This is a genomic window from Actinomadura sp. NPDC048032, from assembly GCF_040653175.1.
Taxonomy (GTDB): domain Bacteria; phylum Actinomycetota; class Actinomycetes; order Streptosporangiales; family Streptosporangiaceae; genus Spirillospora; species Spirillospora verrucosospora.
In genome coordinates, this window is record NZ_JBEZJP010000042.1 from 1 (window position 1) to 22,000 (window position 22,000).

20 protein-coding genes and 1 riboswitch are annotated in these 22,000 nt (G+C 72.7%); of the genes, 12 read left to right on the forward strand and 8 right to left on the reverse strand.

Annotated features, from left to right (window positions below):
* Positions 1–37: 37 nt before the first annotated feature.
* The 3 genes from AB0C69_RS08740 to AB0C69_RS08750 form a co-directional block, all read right to left on the reverse strand.
* On the reverse strand, positions 38–2,269 hold the full coding sequence (locus tag AB0C69_RS08740) for a heavy metal translocating P-type ATPase (RefSeq protein ID WP_360351532.1): 2,232 nt from the start codon (positions 2,267–2,269) through the stop codon (positions 38–40).
* Positions 2,270–2,297: 28 nt separating this feature from the next.
* Complete coding sequence (locus tag AB0C69_RS08745; protein ID WP_360351535.1) at positions 2,298–3,266, reverse strand: hypothetical protein; 969 nt, start codon at positions 3,264–3,266, stop codon at positions 2,298–2,300.
* A gap of 65 nt (positions 3,267–3,331) precedes the next feature.
* Complete coding sequence (locus AB0C69_RS08750; RefSeq protein ID WP_141579550.1) at positions 3,332–3,538, reverse strand: heavy-metal-associated domain-containing protein; 207 nt, start codon at positions 3,536–3,538, stop codon at positions 3,332–3,334.
* A 198-nt stretch (positions 3,539–3,736) separates the two neighbouring features.
* Here AB0C69_RS08750 and AB0C69_RS08755 point away from each other — a divergent pair, with 198 nt between their 5' ends.
* Positions 3,737–4,600, forward strand: coding sequence for a DNA-formamidopyrimidine glycosylase family protein (locus AB0C69_RS08755; protein WP_345171683.1), 864 nt, complete (start codon positions 3,737–3,739; stop codon positions 4,598–4,600).
* A gap of 123 nt (positions 4,601–4,723) precedes the next feature.
* On the opposite strand, the gene AB0C69_RS08760 is transcribed toward AB0C69_RS08755, so the two are convergent.
* Positions 4,724–5,029, reverse strand: coding sequence for an SSI family serine proteinase inhibitor (locus AB0C69_RS08760; RefSeq protein WP_360351540.1), 306 nt, complete (start codon positions 5,027–5,029; stop codon positions 4,724–4,726).
* Positions 5,030–5,232: 203 nt separating this feature from the next.
* Between AB0C69_RS08760 and AB0C69_RS08765 the strand changes: the two genes are divergently transcribed.
* The 4 genes from AB0C69_RS08765 to AB0C69_RS08780 all read left to right on the forward strand — a co-directional run bounded on the left by AB0C69_RS08765 (position 5,233) and on the right by AB0C69_RS08780 (position 10,173).
* Positions 5,233–5,568 (forward strand): rhodanese-like domain-containing protein, encoded by a 336-nt coding sequence (locus tag AB0C69_RS08765; RefSeq protein ID WP_353833406.1) that lies wholly within the window; start codon positions 5,233–5,235, stop codon positions 5,566–5,568.
* Positions 5,569–5,721: 153 nt separating this feature from the next.
* A riboswitch (TPP riboswitch) is annotated at positions 5,722–5,839 on the forward strand.
* On the forward strand, positions 5,833–7,179 hold the full coding sequence (locus AB0C69_RS08770) for a cytosine permease (protein ID WP_360351544.1): 1,347 nt from the start codon (positions 5,833–5,835) through the stop codon (positions 7,177–7,179). Its footprint overlaps the riboswitch before it by 7 nt.
* 64 nt (positions 7,180–7,243) lie before the next feature.
* Positions 7,244–9,256 (forward strand): PAS domain-containing protein, encoded by a 2,013-nt coding sequence (locus AB0C69_RS08775; RefSeq protein ID WP_360351547.1) that lies wholly within the window; start codon positions 7,244–7,246, stop codon positions 9,254–9,256.
* A gap of 371 nt (positions 9,257–9,627) precedes the next feature.
* On the forward strand, positions 9,628–10,173 hold the full coding sequence (locus tag AB0C69_RS08780; RefSeq protein WP_345171673.1) for an ATP-binding protein: 546 nt from the start codon (positions 9,628–9,630) through the stop codon (positions 10,171–10,173).
* Between the two features lie 181 nt (positions 10,174–10,354).
* Here the strand turns inward: AB0C69_RS08780 and AB0C69_RS08785 are convergent, their stop codons facing one another.
* On the reverse strand, positions 10,355–11,563 hold the full coding sequence (locus AB0C69_RS08785; RefSeq protein ID WP_345171671.1) for an arginine deiminase: 1,209 nt from the start codon (positions 11,561–11,563) through the stop codon (positions 10,355–10,357).
* A gap of 42 nt (positions 11,564–11,605) precedes the next feature.
* Here AB0C69_RS08785 and AB0C69_RS08790 point away from each other — a divergent pair, with 42 nt between their 5' ends.
* From AB0C69_RS08790 to AB0C69_RS08810, 5 genes are all read left to right on the forward strand, one after another.
* On the forward strand, positions 11,606–12,925 hold the full coding sequence (locus AB0C69_RS08790) for an MFS transporter (RefSeq protein ID WP_360351551.1): 1,320 nt from the start codon (positions 11,606–11,608) through the stop codon (positions 12,923–12,925).
* A 69-nt stretch (positions 12,926–12,994) separates the two neighbouring features.
* Complete coding sequence (locus AB0C69_RS08795) at positions 12,995–13,600, forward strand: RNA polymerase sigma factor (protein WP_345171667.1); 606 nt, start codon at positions 12,995–12,997, stop codon at positions 13,598–13,600.
* The gene (locus AB0C69_RS08800; RefSeq protein WP_360351554.1) at positions 13,593–14,513 is read left to right on the forward strand and encodes a CU044_5270 family protein; all 921 of its coding nucleotides are present in this window, start codon (positions 13,593–13,595) and stop codon (positions 14,511–14,513) included. The genes AB0C69_RS08795 and AB0C69_RS08800 overlap by 8 nt, the downstream gene beginning before the upstream one ends.
* A gap of 328 nt (positions 14,514–14,841) precedes the next feature.
* Positions 14,842–16,023, forward strand: coding sequence for an elongation factor Tu (gene tuf / locus AB0C69_RS08805; protein ID WP_360351557.1), 1,182 nt, complete (start codon positions 14,842–14,844; stop codon positions 16,021–16,023).
* 152 nt (positions 16,024–16,175) lie between these two features.
* Positions 16,176–17,048 carry an endonuclease/exonuclease/phosphatase family protein gene (locus AB0C69_RS08810; protein WP_360351560.1) on the forward strand — a complete coding sequence of 291 codons (873 nt, stop codon included), beginning with the start codon at positions 16,176–16,178 and terminating at the stop codon, positions 17,046–17,048.
* A 176-nt stretch (positions 17,049–17,224) separates the two neighbouring features.
* Here AB0C69_RS08810 and AB0C69_RS08815 read toward each other — a convergent pair whose 3' ends face one another.
* From AB0C69_RS08815 to AB0C69_RS08825, 3 genes are all read right to left on the reverse strand, one after another.
* Positions 17,225–18,781, reverse strand: coding sequence for a long-chain-fatty-acid--CoA ligase (locus tag AB0C69_RS08815; RefSeq protein WP_360351563.1), 1,557 nt, complete (start codon positions 18,779–18,781; stop codon positions 17,225–17,227).
* 87 nt (positions 18,782–18,868) lie between these two features.
* The gene (locus tag AB0C69_RS08820) at positions 18,869–19,039 is read right to left on the reverse strand and encodes a hypothetical protein (protein WP_345171658.1); all 171 of its coding nucleotides are present in this window, start codon (positions 19,037–19,039) and stop codon (positions 18,869–18,871) included.
* Between the two features lie 51 nt (positions 19,040–19,090).
* On the reverse strand, positions 19,091–19,717 hold the full coding sequence (locus AB0C69_RS08825) for a hypothetical protein (RefSeq protein ID WP_360351566.1): 627 nt from the start codon (positions 19,715–19,717) through the stop codon (positions 19,091–19,093).
* A gap of 120 nt (positions 19,718–19,837) precedes the next feature.
* Here AB0C69_RS08825 and AB0C69_RS08830 point away from each other — a divergent pair, with 120 nt between their 5' ends.
* Entirely contained in the window at positions 19,838–20,554 is a 717-nt protein-coding gene (locus AB0C69_RS08830) for a response regulator (RefSeq protein ID WP_353833018.1), read from the forward strand.
* Positions 20,551–21,660 carry a HAMP domain-containing sensor histidine kinase gene (locus AB0C69_RS08835; protein ID WP_345171652.1) on the forward strand — a complete coding sequence of 370 codons (1,110 nt, stop codon included), beginning with the start codon at positions 20,551–20,553 and terminating at the stop codon, positions 21,658–21,660. Before AB0C69_RS08830 ends, AB0C69_RS08835 begins: the two co-directional genes overlap by 4 nt.
* The last annotated feature ends 340 nt before the right edge of the window (positions 21,661–22,000 follow it).

Sequence of the window (22,000 nt, forward strand, 5' to 3'; positions counted from 1 at the left end):
GTGTCGGGCCCCCGTCCCGACACGGCACGCCCCGTGATCAGTTAAAACGCCGCAGGCGCAGGCTGTTCGTGACCACGAAGACCGAGGAGAACGCCATGGCGCCTCCGGCGATCATCGGGGTGAGCAGGCCCGACGCCGCGAGGGGCAGGGCGGCCACGTTGTAGGCGAAGGCCCAGAACAGGTTGCCCTTGATCGTGGCCAGCGTGCGGCGCGACAGCCGGATGGCGTCGGCCGCGGCCCGCAGGTCGCCGCGCACCAGGGTCAGGTCGGACGCCTCGATCGCCACGTCCGTGCCGGTGCCCATCGCCAGGCCGAGGTCGGCCTGGGCCAGAGCGGCGGCGTCGTTGACCCCGTCGCCGACCATGGCGACCGTCCGCCCCTCCGACTGGAGGCGCTTGACGACGTCCACCTTGTCCTGCGGCAGGACGTCGGCGATGACCTCCTCGATCCCCACCTCGTCGGCGACCGTGCGGGCCACCGTCTCGTTGTCGCCGGTCAGCAGGACCGGACGCAGCCCGAGCCCGCGCAGCCGCTCGATCGCCTCCCGGGAGGTGGGCTTGACCTGGTCCGCGACGGTGACCACCGCGCGGGCCTCGCCGTCCCAGCCGACCGCGACGGCGGTGTGGCCGAGGGCCTGGGCCTTCTCCATGGCGCGTTCGAGGTCGGGCGTGAGGTGCTGCGACCACTCGGCGAGCAGCCGCGGGCGGCCCGCCAGGACGCCGTGGCCGTCCACCATCCCCTGGACGCCGAGGCCCTCGACGTTCGCGAAGTCCTCGACCGTGCCGAGGTCTCCGACCCGCTCGGCGGCGCCCCTGGCGATGGCCTGGGCGATGGGGTGCTCGGACGCGTTCTCCAGCGCGCCCGCCAGCCGCAGCACGTCCTCCTCCGCGACGCCGTCGGCGGTGATGACGTCGACCAGGGCCATCTTGCCGGTGGTGACGGTGCCGGTCTTGTCCAGCACGACGGTGTCGATCGCGCGGGTGGACTCCAGCACCTCCGGGCCCTTGATCAGGATGCCGAGCTGCGCGCCGCGCCCGGTCCCGACCATCAGCGCGGTCGGGGTGGCCAGGCCGAGGGCGCACGGGCAGGCGATGATCAGCACGGCGACCGCGGCGGTGAAGGCGCCGGCGAGGGGTTCGCCGGTGCCGATCCAGAAGCCGAGCGTGCCGAGCGCCAGCGCGATCACGACCGGGACGAAGACGCCCGAGATCCGGTCGGCGAGCCGCTGCACCTGCGCCTTGCCGGTCTGCGCGTCCTCCACCAGCCGCGCCATCTGCGCGAGCTGGGTGCCGGAACCGACCCGGGTGGCGCGCACCAGCAGCCGTCCGCCCGCGTTCACGGTCGCGCCGACCACGGTGTCGCCGGGTCCGACCTCCACCGGGACCGACTCGCCGGTCAGCATGGACGCGTCCACGGCGGACGAGCCCTCCTCGACCGCGCCGTCCGTGGCGATCTTCTCGCCGGGGCGGACGACGAACAGGTCCCCCTCGGCCAGCCGGTCGACCGGGATCCGCTCCTCGCGGCCGTCCCGGACGACCGAGACCTCCTTGGCGCCGAGTTCCAGCAGGGCGCGCAGCGCGGCGCCCGCACGGCGCTTGGAGCGCGTCTCGAAGTACCGCCCGGCGAGGATGAACATGATCACGCCGGAGGCGGCCTCCAGGTAGATGTTCATCGACCCGTCCGAGCGGGTCATCGAGAACTCGAACCCGTGCTTGATGCCCAGCTCTCCCGCGGTGCCGAAGAACAGCGCCCACAGCGACCACGCGAACGCGGCCAGCGTGCCGAGCGAGATCAGCGTGTCCATGGTCGCCGTGCCGTGCCGCAGGTTGACCGCCGCGGCCCGGTGGAACGGCCAGCCCGCGTACACCACGACGGGGGCGGCGAGCGTCAGCGACAGCCACTGCCACGCCTCGAACTGGAGCGCCGGGACCATCGCCATCGCGATCACCGGGATCGACAGCACCACCGCGGTGACCAGCCGCTGCCGCAGCGGGCGCAGCTCGTCGGCCGGCTCCGGGGCCGCCTCGCCGGCGGCCTTCGGCGGGGCGGGGAGGGCGGCGGAGTAGCCCGCCTTCTCCACCGTGGCGATCAGCTCGTCGGGCGAGACCTCCGGCGCGAACTCGACCCTGGCCTTCTCGGTGGCGTAGTTGACCGTGGCGGTCACGCCGTCCATCTTGTTGAGCTTCCGCTCGATGCGGTTGGCGCACGACGCGCACGTCATACCGCCGATCGCCAGCTCGACACGCCCGGACACAGCGTCCGTGCTCATCGCGTCCTCCTCTGCCTCGATCGGAACGTCAGTGGGTGTGGGGCCGGTCGTCGTGGCCCGGTTCGGGCTCCTCGCCCTGTTCCTGGGCGGGGACGTTCCCGGCGTGCACCGTGAACTCGGCCGTGCGGACCTTGCCGTCGTGCTTGAAGTCCAGGTACAGGCGGTACGCGCCGGAGCTGGGCGCCTCGGCGAAGAACGTGATCCCGGGGCCGGGCTCGGTCTCGCCGTCGCCGGGCTCCCCGTCCGGGTGGACGTGGAGGTAGGCCAGGTCGCCCTGCCGCAGCGCGACGAGGTGCCCGTAGGCCTCAAGGTAGGGCTCCAGGTCGGTGACCGGCCTGCCGTCCTTGCTCACGCTCAGGGTCAGCTCGGTCGACTTCCCGGGAGTGAGGCCCCCGGTGAGCCGCACCTCGTAGCCGTCCACCTTCGCGACCTGCTCGGGCCCGGGCAGCGGCGCGGGCTTCAGGTCGCCGGGGACGAACACGTCCGTGCCGAGCGTGAGCTGCCGCTTCGCGCCGTCCGGCTGGATGTCGGTGAAGAACCGGTACACGCCGGGCTTGGCCAGCGTGATCGGGACGGTCCAGACGCCGCCCCCGGCCTCGGTCGGGTGCACGTGCTGGAAGCCGGACAGGTCGCGCCGCGCCACGATCAGGTGCAGGCGCTTGCCGTGCAGCGGCTTGAACCCGGTGACGGGCCTGCCGTCCGGCCCGTTGATCGTGAACCGGAAGTCCGTCTTCTCCCCGGCGGTGAGGACGGTCCGCTGCGGGGCCAGCGTGAAGCCGTCCTCCGACACCTGGAGGCCGCCCGGCGCGTGGGACGCCGCGGTCTCGTGCCCACCGCCGCCGTGCCCTCCGCTGCCGTGCCCGCCTTCGCCGTTCTCGTGGGACGCCATCTTCGCCGTTCCTCCGACGGGGCCGACGATCTTGCCGACGCTCGCGGCGCCTCCGAAGACGACCGCCAGGCCCACCGCGTAGGCCCCCAGCCTGGTCGCGCTGTTCATTGCCGTTTCACTCCGCTCGGTGTTGCGAGGGACGCACCCCGCCGCGGGGGCGAGGCGCGGTCCGCTCAGGAGGTCAGCTGGTATCCGGCCTCCTCGACGGCGTCCTTGACCCGGGCGTCGTCGAGGGGGGTCTCGCTCGTGACGGTGACCCTGCCGGTCTGGAGGTCGACGTCCACGCCGGTCACACCGGCGATCTGCTCGACCTCCTCGGTCACCGAGCTCACGCAGTGGCCGCAGGTCATTCCGCTGACGGTGTAGGTGGCGGTGCTCATCGTCTTCTCCCTCGATGTTTTACCCCTGGGGGGTATCTCGTGGGCCTCATGCTGCCATAACCGGACACCCGTGACAACCCCTGGGGGGTATCGGTGATTCCGAGATCCGGGTCACACCGCCCCCAGAGTTTTCCACAGGCGTCCACAGGGCTGTGGACGGACGTTCCGGCAGCGTGCCTCGTCGCGGATACTGAACCCATGCCTGAGCTACCTGAGGTGGAGGCGCTGGCGGGGTTCCTGCGGGAGCGCGCGGTCGGCCATGCCGTCGCCCGCGTCGATGTTCTCGCCATCTCCGCGCTGAAGACCTACGACCCGCCGGTGACCGCGCTCGGCGGGCTGACCGTCACCGGCGCGACCCGGCACGGCAAGTTCCTCGACCTCGACGTCGACGGGCTGCACCTCGTCGTCCACCTCGCCCGCGCCGGCTGGCTGCGCTGGCGCGACGAGATCCCGGCCAGGCCCGTCCGGCCCGGAGGCAAGAACCCGCTCGCCCTGCGCGTGCACCTGGACGACGGCTCGGGCTTCGACCTCACCGAGGCCGGCACCAAGAAGGGCCTCGCCGTCTACGTCGTCCGCGACCCCGACGACGTGCCCGGCGTGGCTTCACTCGGCCCCGACCCCCTGGACGAGTCGTTCACCACCGCCGCCCTGGCGGGGATCGTCAACGGCAAGCGCAGCCAGATCAAGGGGCTGCTGCGCGACCAGAAGGTGATCGCCGGTATCGGCAACGCCTACTCCGACGAGGTGCTGCACGTCGCCAGGATGTCCCCCTTCAAGATCGCGTCCTCGCTGACCGAGGAGGACGTCGCCGTCCTGCACGAGGCGATCGTCACCACGCTGCGGGACGCGGTGGAGCGCTCGCGCGGCCTCGAAGCCCAGGACCTCAAGGGCGAGAAGAAGACCGGTCTGCGGGTGCACGGGCGCGCGGGCGAGAAATGCCCGGTGTGCGGGGACACAGTGCGCGAGGTGTCGTTCGCCGACTCGGCGCTCCAGTACTGCCCCACCTGCCAGACGGGCGGCAAGCCGCTCGCCGACCGCCGCATGTCCCGCCTCCTCAAGTAGCGGGCCCCGGGCGCCGTGAGACGGGCCAGGCCCCGGCGGGTGCCGGGGCCTGGCGACGGGAGTCGGGGACGGAGCCGGAACGGGGATGGCTCGTCCGGACGGGACGAAGGATCGGGGACGGGATCAGCGGACCTTCGGGACGTTCCCGAAGACCGGGCCGATCTGGCTCCAGCGGTGCAGCTGGCAGCCGTCGTCGCGGGTGAACGTGGTGTCGATCCGCTTGCCCTGCCAGGTGCCCTCGACCGTGGCGATCTCCGGACCGCCGTAGATCTTGGTGCACATCTGGTCCTTGGGGACGGGCGCGAAGGGATCCTTGACCTTGGTGAGCGCCGCGCAGGCGCCGGCCGCCTCGGGATGGTCCCCGCCCGGCGGGGCGCAGGACAGCCTCCAGGTCTTGGCGGGCGCCTCCTTGGAGGCCTTCACCCGCACGGTGAGCGTGTCCGCCGGTGAGCCGGACGGCTGCACGGACGTCGTGCCCGAAGGCGCTCCGGCGGAGTTTCCGTTTGCCTGTTCGTCGCCGCAGGCGGCCGTGGACAGGAGCAAGGCCAGCCCGGGCGCTGCGAAAACGAGCGTCCGATACCGCATGCGTGATTCGACGCAGGGGGGCTTCGCACGGTTCCATGGGGGGTGTGATGAATTTCGGGGAAGACGTGCCGGCCGTGGTCGCCGCGGATGTTCCGCAGGACGGCTACCTGCTGGACGTCCGGGAGCAGGACGAGTGGGACGCGGGCCACGCGCCCGCGGCGGTCCATATCCCCATGCGCCATCTCGGCGACCGCGCCGGCGAGATCCCCCGCGACCGGGAGGTCTACGTGATCTGCCGGTCCGGGGCGCGGTCCGCCCAGGTCACGTCCGCGCTCAATCAGGCGGGGTGGCTGGCGAGGAACGTCGGCGACGGCATGCACGGGTGGGCCGAGGCGGGCCGGCCGATGGAGGGCGCGGGGGATGGTCCGCCGTACGTCGCGTGAGCGTCGATGACACCGCGTGAGCGTCGATGGTGCTGCGTGAGCGTCGATGTCGCTGCATGAGCTCGATGACTCTGGGGGATCTGAAAACTTTCGCGTGATCTGACCCGGTTGCCCTCTTCTGGGGCGTGACGGGCGGTTGTACGATCGGGCCTGACCGATGACCGCGGGAGCTCGGGCCACAGCCGGGCTGAGAGGGCGGCCTCCAAGGCGTCGCCGACCGCATGAACCTGTCCGGGTAATGCCGGCGTAGGGAGTGTGTGTCCCGTGACGTCCGACGTCGAAAAGCGCCCTCAGGGCGAGCGCGCCCCCGACGAGGTCCCCTTCACCCTCGACGAGCCGGCCCCCAAGGTCCTCGGCTTCTGGGACCAGAGCGCCTTCTGGGGGAACCTCGGGGTCAGCCTCCTGGCCTTCTCCGGCGCCTACACCGTCCTCGCGCCGGACGCCGGCGGCCGCCCCACGATCTCGATCATGGCGGGCATCGTCGCGATGGCCGTCGGGACGGCCCTCGGCGGGCTGATGCTCGGCCTGGCCGCCGTGCCCGGCGCGCGGACCGGGCAGCCCGCGATGGTGCTGCTGCGCGGCCTGTTCGGCGCGAAGCTGTCGTACGCGCCGACCGTCCTCAACATCGCCCAGCTCGTCGGGTGGGGGACGTTCGAGCTGATCGTCATCGCCGACGCCGCCCGCGAGCTGTGGGACGGCGTCCCGCGCTGGGGCTACGTGGTCGCCGCGGGCGCGATCACCACCGTGCTGACGGTCTGGCCGCTCGGCTCGGTGCGGCTGCTGCGCCGCTACGTGACCGTCGCCGTGGCGATCGCGCTCGTGTACTTCTACGTCCAGCTCGTCCGGGAGCCGCTGCCCGACCTGACGCAGGGCTCGTGGGGCGGGTTCTGGCTCGGCGCGGACGCCGCGCTGGCGGTGTCGATCTCCTGGGTCCCGGTCGCCGCCGACTACACCCGGCACGCGCGCACCGAGCGCGGGGCCTTCGGCGCCGCGGCCGTCGGCTACTCCGTCACGCAGATCGTCGCCTACGTCCTCGGGCTGCTCGCGCTGGCGCTGGTGGCGGGCGACTCGAGCAGGATCTTCGACCCGTTCCTGGGCGTCTCGCTGGGCGTGGTGTTCTTCGCCGTGTTCGTGCTGCGGGAGGCCGACCAGTCGTTCGCCGACACCTACTCCACGGCGGTGTCGATCCAGAACCTGTTCCCCCGGGCCGACCGCCGGGTGCTGAGCGTCGCGCTCGGCGTCGGCATCACCGTGCTCGCGCTGGTCCTCGACATCGGCGACTACGCGGGCTTCCTGTCGCTGATCGGATCGGTGTTCGTGCCGATGCTCGGCGTCCTCGCCGCCGACTTCTTCCTCGGCCGCCGCCGGGCCGGCGGCTGGGACGTCTCGCGGACCGCGCCGTCCCGCTGGGGCATGATCGCGGCATGGGCGATCGGGTTCGTCGTCTACCAGCTCGTCAACCCGGGCACGGTCGCGCGGTGGACCGCTTTCTGGTCGGACGTGCGGGACGCGCTGCACTTCACGCCGCAGACGTGGATGAGCGCCTCGCTGCTGTCGTTCCTGGTGGCGGGGGTCGCGGCCCTGCTCATCGGTAGGCTTACCAGACGGTAAGGTTTGGGTCGAAAGCAAGTTTCGGCGCAAGTTGCCCGGCGCCATGCCGGAGTGCGGTGGCACGATGACAGACGTGTATCAGCACGTGCACGATCCGATCGCGCGGGCCGTCATCGAGAGCGCCGCCGACGCGATCGTAGCCGTGGACCAGCGGCACCGGGTCACCGTGTGGAACCCGGCGGCCGAGCGCATGTTCGGCTGGAGCGCCGAGGAGATGCTCGGCCGGGTCCCGCCGATCGTCCCCGACGAGCTGAAGGCCGAGCACAACGCCGTCCAGGAGCGGCTCCTCACCCGGCGCGGCGGCGAGGGCGAGACCGACGGCGGGCAGATCTCGATCGCCACCCGCCGCTTCCACCGCGAGGGCCGGCTCATCGACGTGCGCATCGACACGAGCCTGCTGAAGGATCCGAGGGGCACGCTGCTCGGCTGGGTCGGGGTGTACCACCCGGTCGAGGACGACGAGATCGTCCAGAACCGGATGACCGAGCGGGCCCGGCTGGTCCGGCGGCTGAACGACATCGTCGCCGACCTCGGCGCCGAGCTCGACCTGGCCGTCGTGCTCGACCGGATCACCGCCGCGCTCATCGAGCTGACCGGCGCCGACGCGGGCGGATTCGTCAAGATCGAGGGTGAGCGGCTGCGGCTGGTCAGCATGTCGGGGCTGCCGGAGCGGATGCGCGGCCGGTGCGCCGAGCTGCGACCGAGCCTGGTCGGGGAGCTGCTGCGGTCGGGCAAGACCGTCAAGCTCGCGACGGGCGAGCGGCGCCTCGGCGACCTGATCTGGTCGGAACTGCCCGGCCTGCACACGATCGCGCTCGGCCTGTCTTACCTGCAGAACCGGCCGTACGGCGCGCTCTACGCGCTGTTCTCCGGACGCAAGGTCGGGCACACCGAGCTCGAACTGCTGGAGCTGCTCGCCGGGCACGCCGGGGTCGCGGTCGGCAACGCCGTCGCCTACGCGGAGGTCGTCCGGCAGCGGGCCCACGAGCGCGCCGTCATCGACTCCAGCGCCGACGGCATCGCGGTGCTGGACCACGACCTCGTCGTCCGGCACTGGAACAACTCCGCGCACACCCTGACCGGCATCCCGCCGGAGGACGCGATCGGGCGCCCGCTGCCCTTCGACATGCCCGATCTCGGCGAGATGCTCACGTTCCGCCTGGAGTCGGGCACGTGGCTGAACGTGCTGGCCGCCGAGATCGAGGAGACCGGCGAGCTGGTCGTCGACTTCCGCGACGTCTCCGAGGCCAAGGCGCTGGAGGAGGCCAAGGACCTGTTCCTCGCCACGACCAGCCACGAGCTGCGCACCCCGATCACGGTCGTGCAGGGGTTCGCGTCCACGCTGGTCAACCGGTGGGACGAGCTGACCGACGCCGACCGCCGCGCCGCGGTCGCCACCATCGCCGAGCGGGCCCAGTCGCTCGGGCGGCTCGTGGAGCACCTGCTGCTCGGGTCGCGCGCCGGGGCCGACGAGCTGGCCGTGACGATCGAGCCGTTCGATCTCGGCCGGGTCCTGGAGGGCGTGGTCGCCGGGTTCCGCTCGCTGTCGCCGCTGCACCGGGTGGAGCTGGAGATCGCCCCCGACCTGCCGCCGTGCAGCGGGGACGCGATGGCCACCGACATCGTCCTCGGGCAGCTGCTGGAGAACGCGTTCAAGTACTCCCCGGACGGCGGGACCGTGCGGGTGCGCGCCCGCCGCGAGGGTTCCGGCATCGTCGTCACGGTCTCCGACGAGGGCATCGGCATCCCGGCCGGCGACCATGAGCGGATCTTCGAGCGGTTCGTCCAGGGCGACGCGGGCGACCGCCGCCGGTTCGGCGGCATCGGGCTCGGCCTCTACATCGTCCGACGGCTGACGGAGGCGCAGGGCGGCACGATCTCCGCGCACCCGGCCGAGCGTGAGACATCTCACATCGAAACCCCCCAAACTCTGAATAACCAGTCAAATCCCTCTGAAAACACCCAGGAAGAACAGGCCGGTCGACTACTCTCCGTCACGAACGGGCGGGGACCCGCAGGTGGCGCGCGGGCGGGCGAGGGGACGTGCATGCGCCTGGTGTTGCGTTCGGCGCGCTGAGCGGACGGTTACTTACCGTGCGGACAGTCCGCCCCGGGCGGTCCGGTGAGACGGGCGTGACCAGCGCTTTCGGCGGTCTCGCGGGGTGGCAGGCTGGGAACGGTGCGGAGAAGTGCGGTGACGGCGGCGTGTGACGGACGAAACGCGTGCGTGAGGAGTAAATCCGCCGTTGGCTGGATAGATCCTTGGTTGGTCGCCGTTGGTGACGAGATTCCGATCCCGGGGGTGATCACCGTGACCGGACGGCTGATGACTCGTTGTGCAGGTGGTGAACTGGTTCGTCCTGGTTTCCCGTCATGGCCATCAGGGCATTTCGGACGTACCGGAAGGGTGATGACGGGACTCGTCCGAGTGAGCGGAGCATCGGGGAGGTGAGGGCGTCGAGCGTCGTACTGCTACCACACGCACCGTCCAGCGTCGCGGTCGCCCGCAGGCGCCTCAGCTCGGAGCTGGCCGATTCGGGGGTCTACGACTCCGTCGTGGACGACGCCAGTGTCATCGTCAGCGAGCTGCTCAGCAACGCACTGCGGCACGCGCGGCCGCTGCCGTCCGGCCAGGTGAAGGTCTGCTGGCTCTGCCGCGGCGACCTCCTCGAACTGGAGGTCAGCGACGGCGGCGCCATGACCGAGCCGCGCCGGGGACCGGGCACGCTCTCCTCGCTCGGCGGGCGCGGGCTCGGCATCGTCGAGGCGCTGTCCGAGGGCTGGGGGGTGCGCCACGAGGACGGCACCACGACCGTCTGGGCCATCCTGCGGACGCCCAGGTCGTCCGGCGACGAGCGGATGGCCGCTCCCGCCGGCGCGCACGCCGTCGTCCCGGATCTCTCCGCCTTTCCGGACCTGCTCGACGAGCCGGATGAAGACCTCTGCAACGGAACCAGGAGTGAAGTAGCTCCAAGTCGGGCATATCCGGCATAGAGCGACCCTGCCTGGAAGGAACCCCGTCCGACCTTGTATGGTCCTCTCCAACGCTCGGGCGATGTCGTGCCCCCGTCGACATCGCGAGCGTTGATGGTTCTTCCCGGCGCCGCGCGCCTCTGAGCCCCCGGCGCCGGGAAGAACGCAGAACCCTCTTCTCCCCGGCCGCCCCGGGCGCGGCTCAGATCTCCTCGCGCAGGATCGGGCACGACATGCAGCGGGGACCGCCCCGCCCCGTCCCGAGCTCGCTCCCACTGATCCGGATGACCTCGATCCCGGACGCCTCCAGCTGCGCGTTGGTCTCGATGTTGCGCTCGTAGGCGACGCACAGGCGCGGCGCCACGGCGAGGGTGTTGTTCCCGTCGTCCCACTGCTCGCGCTCGGCGGTGACCGGGTCGAGACCGGTGTCGATCACCTTGAGGCGGTCCAGGCCCATCGCGTCGGCGGCGGCCTGGAGGAACGGGCGCGGCTCGGCGACGCGCAGGTGGCCGTCGTCCAGCGTCACCGTGTAGGCGGTGAGCGAGTGCGCCACCGGCGGGTACATCACGACGGTGTCGACGTCGACCATCGTGCAGACGGTGTCGAGGTGCATGGTGGCGCGCTCCTGCGCGATCGGCACGGCCAGCACCGTGCGGGCCAGCCCGGCCCCGATCACCTGGCGGGCCAGGCGCTCGACGCCCGCCGGCGTCGTCCGCTCGCCGGTGCCCACGGCGATCACACCCGGGCGCAGCAGCAGGACGTCGCCGCCCTCCAGGTGCTCCAGGGACGGGCTGTAGACCGGCTCCACCCCGGCGAACCGCGGATGGTGCGCGTAGATCAGGCCGGTGAGGGCCGACTCGCGCCGCCGCGCCTCCATCGCGAGGCTCGTCACCGCCACGCGGTCGCCGATCCACGTGCTGTTGTCGCGCGTGAACAGCAGGCCCGGCAGCGGGTCGACGATGAAGTCCCGCTCGTCCATCAGCCGGTAGACCAGGCCGTGCCCGGCCTTCAGCTCCTCGTGCGCGAGCCCGGCGATCAGCGTGTGCGCGAGGTTCTCGGGGTCGAGCCCGCGCAGGTGGTCCTCGACGACGCGGCGGAGCTGGTCCCCGAGGCGCAGGTCGACGATGGCGTCGGCGATCGCCTGCTCGCGCGCGGCCTCGTACTCCAGGGCGTCCTGCAGCAGCTCGGTCACGTACAGGACCTCGACGCCGCGCGACCGCAGCGCCTCGGCGAACGCGTCGTGCTCCTCCTGCGCCCGGCCCGCCCACGGGATCGCGTCGAACAGGAGCTTGTCGCTGTTGCGCGGGGTCAGCCGCTTGAGCTCCGCGCCGGGGCGGTGCAGCAGCACCGTCCTCAGCCGTCCGACCTCGCTGGTGACCCGGTGCTCGTGCGCTGTCTTCGCTGCCGTCACCCTCCGCAGTCTAGGCGGCGGACGATATGCCACCATTCGAGGGTGATCGGCAGGAACGCGGGGCTGCCCCTCCACCTCACCTCGGCGACGATGCTGCGCGTCTCCGCCGAGGGTGTCGCGACCGCGCTGGTCCTGACCGTCCAGGCGCGGACCGGCCACGCCGCCACCGCCGGGTACCTGCAGACCGCGATGACGCTGCCGTACGTGCTGAGCGGCCCCGTGATCGGGAACGCGCTGGACCGGGTGGCGCGCCCCCGCCGCGGCGCCGTCGCCCTCGCCGCCTGCTACGTCGCCTCGACCGGGCTGCTGCTGGTCCTCGCGGGACGCTCGCCGCTCGCCCTGGCGCTGGTCGTCGCCGCCGTGATCGGCTGCACCGAGCCCATCGTCGTCGCGCTGACCAGCCTGCTGCCCCGGTTCGTCCCGGCCGGCCGGCTCTCGCGCGCCTACGGGCTGGAGGCCTCCAGCTACAACCTCGCCGGGATCGCCGGCCCCGGCCTCGCCGCCGGCCTGGCCGCCCTGGCCGGCGGCCAGTACGCCGGGACCGCCGTCGTCGCGGTCGGCGTCCTCGGCCTCCTGACCCTCCCGTTCCTGCCCTTCCCCGGCCCGTCCGCGAGCGCCGACGCGGCCGCGCCGGGCACGGCGGCGGTGGAGGCCGCGGCCGACACCGGCGCGGTCGGCGGGCGGGCCGCGGCCGTCGAGACCGAGACGGGCGCGCGGCCGCGGCCGCCGCCGGCCGGGGTCGGCTCAGTGATCACAGGCGGGCTGGTGGTGCTGGCCCAGGGCCGGGTGCTGCGGGGCCTGACCGTCGCGACGACCCTCGCGTGGATGGGCTTCGGCGGCGTCGCCGTCACGGCGGTGCTGCTCGCCGAGCACATCGGCGCGCCGCCCAGCGCGGGCGGGCGGCTCCTCGTGGCGATGGCGGTCGGCTCGCTGATCGGCTCCCTGGCGTCCAGCCGGTGGCTGACGCCCCGGCACGCCGAACCCGTCATGATCGCCGGACTCGTCGCGTTCGGCGCGTCGCTCGCCGCGCTCGCCGTCACGCCCTCCCTGCCGTGGGCGACGGCGGCGTTCGTCGCCGCGGGCGTCGCGGAGGGGCCGGTGTTCGCGGCCACGCTCATGCTGCGCCAGCGCGAGTCGCCCCCCGACCGGCTCGGGCAGGTCAACACCACGGCCGGCAGCCTCAAGATCGGCGCGTCCGCGGTCGGCGCCGCGCTGACCGCCGCGTCCGCCGACGCGATCGGCCCGGTCGGCCTGGTCCTCGCGATCGCCGGGTTCCAGATCGCCGGCGCCCTGCTCGGCTACCTCCTGCTCCGCACGCCGGAACGCGAGACCCGCGCCGGCGTCGTCGAGGACGGCTCCTGAACCGGAGGGACCCGTACGCGGCCGCACGGGCAAGAGGGGGTGAAACGTCCACGACCGAGAGGCCCGCGCATGCCGACAACGAGCCGCTCCTCGCCCCCGCGGCCCGAGCCCGCCGCCGATGACGACCCCACCGACGCGTCCCTGATCGCCGCGTCCCGGACCGAGCCCGAGAGGTTCGCGGGCCTGTTCCGCCGGCACGCCCCGGAGATCATGCGGTACGCGGCGCGGCGCCTGGGCCGGGACGCCGCCGAGGACGTCGTCGCCGAGACCTTCCTCGTCGCCTTCGACCGCCGCCGCCGCTACGACGCGGCGCGTCCCGACGCGCGGCCCTGGCTCTACGGGATCGCGACCAACCTGATCCGCCGCCACCGCCGCGCCGAGGTGCGGGCCCTGCGCGCCCTCGCGCGCAACGGACTCGACCCGGTCACCGAGCCCTTCACGGACGCGGTCGAGGACCGCGTCCAGGCGGGCGCCCGGTCGCGGGCGGTCGCCGCGGCCATCGCCGGTCTGCCCGCGGCGCAGCGCGAAGTGCTGCTGCTGGTGACGTGGGCGGGTCTGACCTACGACGAGGTCGCCGAAGCCCTCGCCGTGCCCGCCGGGACGGTCCGGTCCCGCATGAACAGGATCCGCCGCAAGCTGCGCGAAGCCCTCGCCGAGGAGGACCACGATGGATGAGCTCAAGCTGGTGGAGCGGCTGCGCTCCGAGGTCCCCGCGGACATCGACGTGACCGGGGCCGAGAACCGCTGGCGGCGGCGGGCGTACGGCGGGCCCGTCCGGCGGCGGCGCCCGCTGCTGCTGTCCGGCGTCGCCGCAGCGGCCTGTGCGGGTGTGGTGGCCACGTTCCTCGCCGGTCACCGGGAACCCGGGCGGACGGCCGAGGTCGCCGCCGTCCTCGACCGGGCCGCCGACCGGGCGGCGGCCGGCCCGGCGCCCCGCGCCGACCAGATCGTCTACCAGGAGACCGTGACGCGGCGGCGGGTCGGCGGCACGGGCCGCTGGTACGAGGTCCGCACCCGGACCTGGCTGCCCGCCGGCGGCGCGGGGAGCGGCCTCGTCATCGAGAAGAACTCGGTCCGGCCGCGTCCGGGCGAGGAGCTCCCGCCGGACGGCGAGAGCGTGGTCGGCCCCTGCCCGGCGTCGCCGCCGATCGAGCGCCCCTACCTCGGAGCCCTGCCCACCGACACCGGCGCCCTGCTCGACCTCCTGGCGGACCAGGGCGAGGGCGACCGGGGCGACCGGCAGTGGGCGGCCGCGTCCGACCTGATCGACCGGCCCGCGCCGCCCCGGGTGCGCGCGGCGCTGTACCGCGCGATCGCCGAGATCCCCGGGGTCAGGCTGAGGGACGACGGCGTCGACGCCGCGGGACGCCACGGGGTCGCGGTCACCCGCACCCGGGACGGCGTCCGCGACGAGCTCGTCTTCGACCGGGCGAGCCACCGCTTCCTGGGCACCCGCGACGTCGTCGCGGGCAAGGGCGGCCCGTTCGGTGCGCCGGGCACCACGACCCAGTCCAGCGCCCTCCTGGACACCGCGATCGTCGACCGTGCCCCGCTCCCCGGCCCTGACGCGACCCCGTCCGGCTGCTGAACCCCGGCACCCGGTGACCGGCCCTGCCCCGACGGCGGGGCCGGCTGCCGTGAAGCATCGGAAAACCTGTCGACTTCCGCCGGAGGCGGCCGTAATGTCCGGGGCATGTTCCTCGCAGCCGGCACCCGGACGCTCGCAGGCATCGCCCTGCTGAGCGCGGTGCCGGCTGCCTTCTCGGCGGCAGCCGACGCGGTCGTCTTCGACGGCCTGCGAAGCTGACCCCTCTCCGTCCCACCCTCCGGAGAACCAGCGGAGGGGGGTCGTCACCGGACCGGCGCCCGAGTGCGCGCGGTCGGTTCTCACCGGATCCACCAGCGAGGACGAGACGATGGCCAAGCAGCTCTACGAGCGCGACAAGCCGCACCTGAACATCGGCACGATGGGGCACGTCGACCACGGCAAGACGACGCTGACCGCGGCGATCACCAAGGTGCTCGCCGACCGCGGGCTGGCGTCCCCGGTGCCGTTCGACCGCATCGACCGCGCGCCCGAGGAGCGCGACCGGGGCATCACCATCAACGTCGCGCACGTCGAGTACGCGACCGCGACCCGGCACTACGCCCACGTCGACATGCCCGGCCACGCCGACTACGTGAAGAACATGATCTCCGGTGCCGCCCAGGTGGACGGGGCCGTGCTGGTCGTGTCCGCCCAGGACGGCGCCATGCCGCAGACGCGCGAGCACGTCGTGCTGGCGCGGCAGGTCGGCGTCGGGCACATCGTGGTGGCGCTGAACAAGGCCGACATGGTCGAGGACACCGAGCTCCTCGACCTCGTCGAGCTGGAGGTCAGGGAGTTGCTCACCGAGTACGGCTTCCCGGGCGAGGAGATCCCGATCGTGCGCGTGTCCGGGCTCCGGGCGCTGGAGGGCGACCCGTACTGGACGGCCCGGATCGTCGACCTGCTCGACGCGATCGACGCGTACGTGCCCGTGCCGCGCAGGGTGGTCGACGCGCCGTTCCTGATGCCGGTCGAAAGCGTGCTCACGATCACCGGCCGCGGCACCGTCGTGACCGGCGTCGTGGCGCAGGGCGCGATACGGATCGGCGACGCGGTCGAGGTCGTCGGGCTCGGCGACACGTTCGGCTCCGTCGCGACGGGCCTGGAGACGTTCGGGCGGACGATGGAGTACGCCGAGGCGGGCGACAACACCGCCATGCTGCTGCGCGGCGTCAAGCGGGACCAGGTTCGGCGCGGCCAGGTGGTCAGCGCGCCCGGCGCGATCCGGCCGCACCTGCGGTTCCGGGCCCGGGTCCGGGTGCTGACCGCCGACGAGGGCGGGCGGAGCAGGCCGTTCCTCCACGGCTACCGGCCGCAGTTCCACTTCCGCACCACGGACGTGGTCGGCGCCGTGGACCTCGGCGAGGGCGGCATGGCGCTGCCCGGCGACTCGGTCGAGATGGCCGTCGAGCTGGGCAAGCCGGTCGCGATGACCGAGGGGCTCGGCTTCGCCGTCCGCGAGGGCGGCCGGACGGTCGGCGCGGGCACCGTCACCGCGCTGCTCGACTAGCGGCAGGGGCCCCGGCACTCGCCGGGGCCCCTAACCTTGATCGGGCAGCCCCCGCCTCCCGCCACCGAGTGGTCGCGAACGGCTGGCGGATGCGATCTTGATGTGGTGAGATTCCGACATCACCCCCGCAGATCCCCCCGTCTGGAGCACGTGTGCGATCCCCCCGCGCCCTGATTCCCCTGCTCTCGGTCTGTGCGGCCGCCGCGGTCGTGACCGCCGCCGCCACCGGAGCCAGCATCGAGGGCCTGCCGGGCGGGGGTGGTCCCGCCCACGCCGACGGGGCCGCACCCCGCCCCGCCGCCGTGACGATCAACGCGGTGAGCTGGAACGTCTGCGGCGGCTCCGACTGCCCCACCGGCACCGCGCCCGCCAAGCTCACCAAGGAGATCGTCCAGCGGATGCGGGAGACCGAGGTCGGCGGGCGCACGGTGCGCCCCAACGCCGCCCTGCTCCAGGAGGTCTGCGAGGGCCAGGTCCGCTCGTTCAAGACGTCCCTGCCCAGGTGGAGCTGGGCGTTCGCGCCCGGCGACGGGACGTGCGCGGCCGGGCAGGGCCGCGCCGGCGTCGCCATCGGCACCGACGCCCCGCTCAGCGCGCAGCGGCAGGTCAAGCTGCCCGCGTCCGACGGAGTCAGCCGCATCGCCCTGTGCGGTGAGGTCCCGTCCTGGACGACCCGCGTCTGCGTCACCCAGTTCAGCGCCGCCGAGAGCGGCCAGTGGCGCCGCAAGGAGGCCGGCGCCCTCGCCACCCTCGCGGGCACGGACCGCGTCCTCGTCGGCGGCGACCTCGCCGACGTCCCGGAGAGCACGGCCCTCGACCCCCTCTACGCCGCCTACGACGAGTGCGACCAGACCGGGGCGTCCCGGGCGGGGGCGAACACGCGGCAGAACTGGCAGGGCACCGCGCTGGACAAGACCGACTACCTGTTCATCGGCAAGTCGGCCGCCGTCTCCTGCAGCGTCCCGGCGGCCCCCGTCAAGACCTCGGACCACCGCCCCCTCTCAGCAGTCGTCCGATACCAGTAATTCTGCGTTTCTCTCCTCCTTCGGGCCTGGCGGCCCTCCATCGTCGACAAACGCGGGCGATCGCTGGCATCGCTCCGTCTCGCCTTGCGGCTCGCTGCGCGATCAGGTTCTCGCAAGCTCGAACCTGCCTTCGGACGCGATCGCAACCTTTGAGGTTGTTGCGGGTGAGGGGAGATTCAATTAACTCCGCGGTCCGCGTTCTGCCAGTACGGGGCGCGGAGGTCGCGCTTGAGGATCTTGCCGGTGGGGTTGCGGGGGATCGCCTCGCGGCGCTCGACCGAGGTGGGGCACTTGAAGTGGGCCAGGCGCTCGCGGCAGTAGTCGATGATCTCCTGGTCGGAGACGTCCTTGGCCGCCACCACGATCGCCTTCGGCGTCTCGCCCCAGCGCTCGTCGGGGACGCCGATGACCGCGCAGTCGCTGACGGCGGGGTGGCCCATCAGGACGTTCTCCACCTCGGCGGGGTAGATGTTCTCCCCGCCGGAAATGATCATGTCCTTGACGCGGTCGTGGATGTAGAGGTAGCCGTCCTCGTCGAGGTAGCCGGCGTCGCCCGTCCGGAACCAGTTGTCCTCCGACAGCGCGCTCGCCGTCGCGTCCGGCATGCCCCAGTAGCCCTTCATGTTCTGCGGCGTCCGGCAGATGATCTCGCCCACCTGCCCGGTCGGCAGCTCGTCCCCGGTGGCCGGGTCCACGATCCGGAGCTCGGTGTTGTCGTTCGGGAGGCCGGCGCTGCGCAGCCGGTGCGCGTTCGGGCCGTCCGGGTCGTGGTCCTCGGGCGGCAGCGAGGTGATCGCGCCGGTGACCTCCGTCAGGCCGTACACCTGCCGGAAGTCGGTGGTCGGCAGCATCGCCATGGCGGTGCGCAGGACGTCCTCGCTGATCGGGGACGCGCCGTACAGCATGAGCCGAAGGCTGGACATGTCGGCGGCCGTGACCTCGGGGATCAGCGGCATGAACTGGAGCAGCACCGGGACGAGGAAGATGTGCGTGACGCGGTGCCGCTCGATGCCCCGCGCGATCGCCGTCGGGTCGGGCTCGCGCGTGACGACCCCGGTGAGGCCGTTGTAGACGGCGGAGACGGTGAGCACGTTGCCGGCCACGTGGTACATGGGCATCGCGATCATCAGCACGGACGACGCGTCGATGTCCCACACGTCGTTGGTCACCGCGAGCGCCGACAGGAAGTTGTCGTGCGTCAGCATGACGCCCTTGGGCAGGCCCGTCGTGCCGGACGAGTAGAGCTGGACGAACACGTCCCCGCTGTCGGGCTCGTACGCCGGGGGCTCGGCGGGGGCCGCGTCGATCCAGGCGGCGTAGTCCTGGTGGGCGTGGCCGGCGCCGGAGACGACGACCGTCAGGTCGGTGTGCTCGAGCTTGCCGGCGATCGCGTCCAGGACGGGGAGGAACTCGGGGCCGACGACGAAGACCTTCGCCTGGGCGTTGTTGACGATGTAGGCGACCTCGTCGGGCGCCAGCCGGTAGTTCACCGGGACCTGAGCGGCGCCGATCCGGGTCGCGCCGAAGAGCAGCTCGGCGTATTCGAGGGAGTTCTTGTCGAGGACCGCGACCCGGTCGCCGGGGCCGAGCCCGGCGGCGGCGAGCGCCGCGGCCACCCGGTCGACGCGCCGGTCGAAGTCGCCGTAGGAGATCTCGGTGTCGCCCGCGATGTACGCGACACGGTCGGGATAGGCGAGCGCTCGTTCGCGCAGCACTCCGTCAAGACCTGGCACGAGGGTCTCCTTCGCCGATGACCGCCTGGTTATTCCGGCATCATGCGGTCACCGGCGACATCGCGGCAAGGGGATCGGGCCGCTCGCCTAGCGGCTTTTCGACAACTTGGAGACCGCGGTCACGGCGAGTACCACCGCGACGGCGACGAGTCCGATGAAGAAGAAGAACTTCAGCATCGAGAAGATCGCGCCGATGACGGTGACCACCAGCCACACCGCGAGGACCACACCGAGGACGGTCAGGATCGTCTTACCCATGGCTCCACCGTATGCGCTCGCTCCCCGGGGGTCATCAGCCTCGGGAACGACCTAGGCACCGCCGTGCGGCGGAGGAGGACCCTGAGGACCCCCGGGGACCGGACCCTGACCCGGGCCGGGGAAAGGCGGCTGGTAGGACGGCGGCTGCAGAGGTTGGCCGGGGAACGGCGCCCCGCCCGGCATCGGCGGCCCGCCGGGGGCGCCCGCGTTCCAGGGCTGGGACGCGCCGCCGGTCTTGGCCGTCAGCACGCGCAGCCCCGCGAGCCCCGCCGCCACCACCAGCGCCAGGAGCTCGTACGCCTGGTACCGCCCGAAGGCGGGCTTCAGCAGCGCCGTGACGAAGTGGCCGCTCGGCAGCCCCTGATCGGACAGCACGACGCCGAGGAACACGCCGATCCGTCCGCCGACCTCCATCGCCACGTACGCCGACAGCCCCGCCGCGATCGGCGCCAGCGGCCCGCGGGGCCGCGTCAGCAGGACGGCCGCGCCGACCACCACCCCGGCGAACAGGCACGCGATCAGGAAGTAGGCCGGGGACGTGCGGAACCCCAGCATGGCCGGCGACGCGTACGACCGCACGGTCATGAACAGCGCGGCGACGCCGGTGGCGACCGCGCCCCCGACCAGGATCAGGGCGATGACCCCGCCGTTGGAGGTCGCGGAGCGATTCTGCGGCATCGCGCCATTAAAGCGATGTTCGTCCGATTCCGCAGGCCGCCCAGGTGAAAGCTTGATCGACTCCTTACGGGGTGGTGACGTGCCGGACGGGTCCCGCGGCGGGGGCCCTAACTTTGAGGGGTGAACAGCGCCCCCCATGCCGGACGCGTCCTGGTGGTCGACGACGACCCGACGGTCGCCGAGGTCGTCGCCCGCTACCTGGCCCGCGACGGACACGAGGTCGTGTGCGTCGCCGACGGCCGGACCGCCCTGCGCAGGGCCCTCGACGAGCCCCCGGACCTCGTCGTCCTCGACCTCATGCTGCCCGGGATGGACGGCCTGGAGGTGTGCCGGCGGCTCCGCGAGACCTCGACCGTCCCGATCGTGATGCTGACGGCGCTCGGCACGGAGACCGACCGGCTCGTCGGGCTGGAGACCGGCGCCGACGACTACGTCACGAAGCCGTTCAGCCCCCGCGAGCTGGCGCTGCGCGTCCGCTCGGTGCTGCGGCGGGCACGGGGCGCGCTCGTCCCGACCGGCCCGTCCGGCCCGCTCCGCGACGGCGGCCTCGTCGTGGACGTCGGCGCGCACGAGGCGGAACTGCGCGGCGAGCGGCTCGCGCTCACCTCCCGCGAGTTCGACCTGCTGGCGTTCCTGCTGCGCCATCCGCGGCAGGCCTTCACCCGCGACGAGCTGCTCGAACGCGTCTGGGACTGGACGTTCGGCGACTCCTCCACGGTGACCGTCCACGTCCGGCGGCTGCGCGAGAAGATCGAGGACGACCCGACCGCGCCGCGCCGCATCGTCACCGTGTGGGGCGTCGGCTACCGCTACGAGCCCGCGGAGACCGGCCGATGATCCCGTTCGAGGACCTGCTCTGGGTGGTCTTCTACGCGGCGCTGGCCGCGTTCGCCGTCGCGGCGGTCGCCCTCGCCGCTCTGCACGCGCTGCGCGCCCGCTCGGTCGCCACGCAGCTGGTCGTCGTCGGCGCCGCCACGGTGCTGGCGACCATCTCCGGCATCCTCGTGATCTCGTTCATGATGCTGCTGAACGACCACGACCGCTCGGTGGTGCTCGCCGTCGTGACCTCCGCCGGGCTGGTCGCGATGGCGGTGTCGGTCCTGCTCGGCCGCCGTCTGGTGGCCGCGAACCGGACCCTGGTCGAGGCCGTCCGCGCGGACCGCTTCCGTCCCCCCTCGGCGCACCTTCCGGCCGAACTGGCGGAGCTGTCCCGCGAGCTGGAGGCCGCCTACGACCGGCTGGCCGCCGCGCACGAGCGCGAGAAGGCCCTGGAGGCGAGCCGCCGCGAGCTGGTCGCCTGGGTGAGCCACGACCTCCGCACCCCGCTGGCCGGGCTCCGTGCGATGGCCGAGGCCCTGGAGGACGAGGTCGTCGCCGACGAGGAGACGACCCGCCGCTACCACGGCCGCATCCGCGTCGAGGTGGAACGGCTCACCGAGATGGTGGACGACCTGTTCGAGCTGTCCCGCATCCACGCGGGCGCCCTGCGCCTGTCCCGCGAGCGCGTCGGCCTCGCGGACCTGGTCGCCGAGGCGGTCGCCGGCACCGAGGCGCTGGCCCGCGCCAAGGGCGTCCGGCTGCGCGGCGAGGTCCGGGAGGGGCTGCCCGTCCAGGTGGACGCGGGAGAACTCGGCCGTGCGCTGCGCAACCTCGTCGTGAACGCGATCCGGCACACCCCGGGCGACGGCGCGGTGGAGATCACCGGCGAGGTCCGCGGCGGCGAGGCCCGGGTGACGGTGGCCGACGCCTGCGGCGGCATCCCGGAAGGCGACCTGCCGCGCGTGTTCGACGTCGCTTTCCGCGGCGAGGCGGCCCGGACCCCGGGCGGCGGCGCCGGCCTCGGCCTCGCCATCGCCCGCGGCATCGTCGAGGCCCACGCGGGCGAGATCGGCGTCGCCAACACCGGCCCCGGCTGCCGCTTCGAGGTCCGCCTTCCGTGTTAGCTTGCTTTTATCTTCTCCTTCGGGCCTGGCGGCCCTCCATCGGCGATAAAAGCGGCGATCGCTGGCATCGCTTCGTCTCGCCTTGCGGCTCGCTGCGCGATCAGATTCTTGCTTCGCTCGAATCTGCCTTTGGACGCGATCGCGACTTCTCAGGTTGTTGGGTGGTTGCTCCCAAGGCCGCGGTTGGCGTAGTAGACGGCATTTGTCGCTGTCGGCTCTCCGCCGCCCTGACACTCGGGGCGATCGCTCGCTCCGCTTCGCTTTGGCTCGCCTTGCGGGATCAGGTTCTTGGTTCGCTGGGATCCGCCTTTGGACGTGATCGCGACCATTGAGGTTGTGG

What these genes read in the sequence shown, in the direction of transcription:
- AB0C69_RS08740 (WP_360351532.1), bottom strand. Translation starts at nt 2,269, where the DNA reads ATGAGCACGGACGCTGTGTCCGGGCGTGTCGAGCTGGCGATCGGCGGT.
- AB0C69_RS08745 (WP_360351535.1), bottom strand. Translation starts at nt 3,266, where the DNA reads ATGAACAGCGCGACCAGGCTGGGGGCCTACGCGGTGGGCCTGGCGGTC.
- AB0C69_RS08750 (WP_141579550.1), bottom strand. Translation starts at nt 3,538, where the DNA reads ATGAGCACCGCCACCTACACCGTCAGCGGAATGACCTGCGGCCACTGC.
- AB0C69_RS08755 (WP_345171683.1), top strand. Translation starts at nt 3,737, where the DNA reads ATGCCTGAGCTACCTGAGGTGGAGGCGCTGGCGGGGTTCCTGCGGGAG.
- AB0C69_RS08765 (WP_353833406.1), top strand. Translation starts at nt 5,233, where the DNA reads ATGAATTTCGGGGAAGACGTGCCGGCCGTGGTCGCCGCGGATGTTCCG.
- AB0C69_RS08775 (WP_360351547.1), top strand. Translation starts at nt 7,244, where the DNA reads ATGACAGACGTGTATCAGCACGTGCACGATCCGATCGCGCGGGCCGTC.
- AB0C69_RS08795 (WP_345171667.1), top strand. Translation starts at nt 12,995, where the DNA reads ATGCCGACAACGAGCCGCTCCTCGCCCCCGCGGCCCGAGCCCGCCGCC.
- AB0C69_RS08800 (WP_360351554.1), top strand. Translation starts at nt 13,593, where the DNA reads ATGGATGAGCTCAAGCTGGTGGAGCGGCTGCGCTCCGAGGTCCCCGCG.
- tuf (WP_360351557.1), top strand. Translation starts at nt 14,842, where the DNA reads ATGGCCAAGCAGCTCTACGAGCGCGACAAGCCGCACCTGAACATCGGC.
- AB0C69_RS08820 (WP_345171658.1), bottom strand. Translation starts at nt 19,039, where the DNA reads ATGGGTAAGACGATCCTGACCGTCCTCGGTGTGGTCCTCGCGGTGTGG.
- AB0C69_RS08825 (WP_360351566.1), bottom strand. Translation starts at nt 19,717, where the DNA reads ATGCCGCAGAATCGCTCCGCGACCTCCAACGGCGGGGTCATCGCCCTG.
- AB0C69_RS08835 (WP_345171652.1), top strand. Translation starts at nt 20,551, where the DNA reads ATGATCCCGTTCGAGGACCTGCTCTGGGTGGTCTTCTACGCGGCGCTG.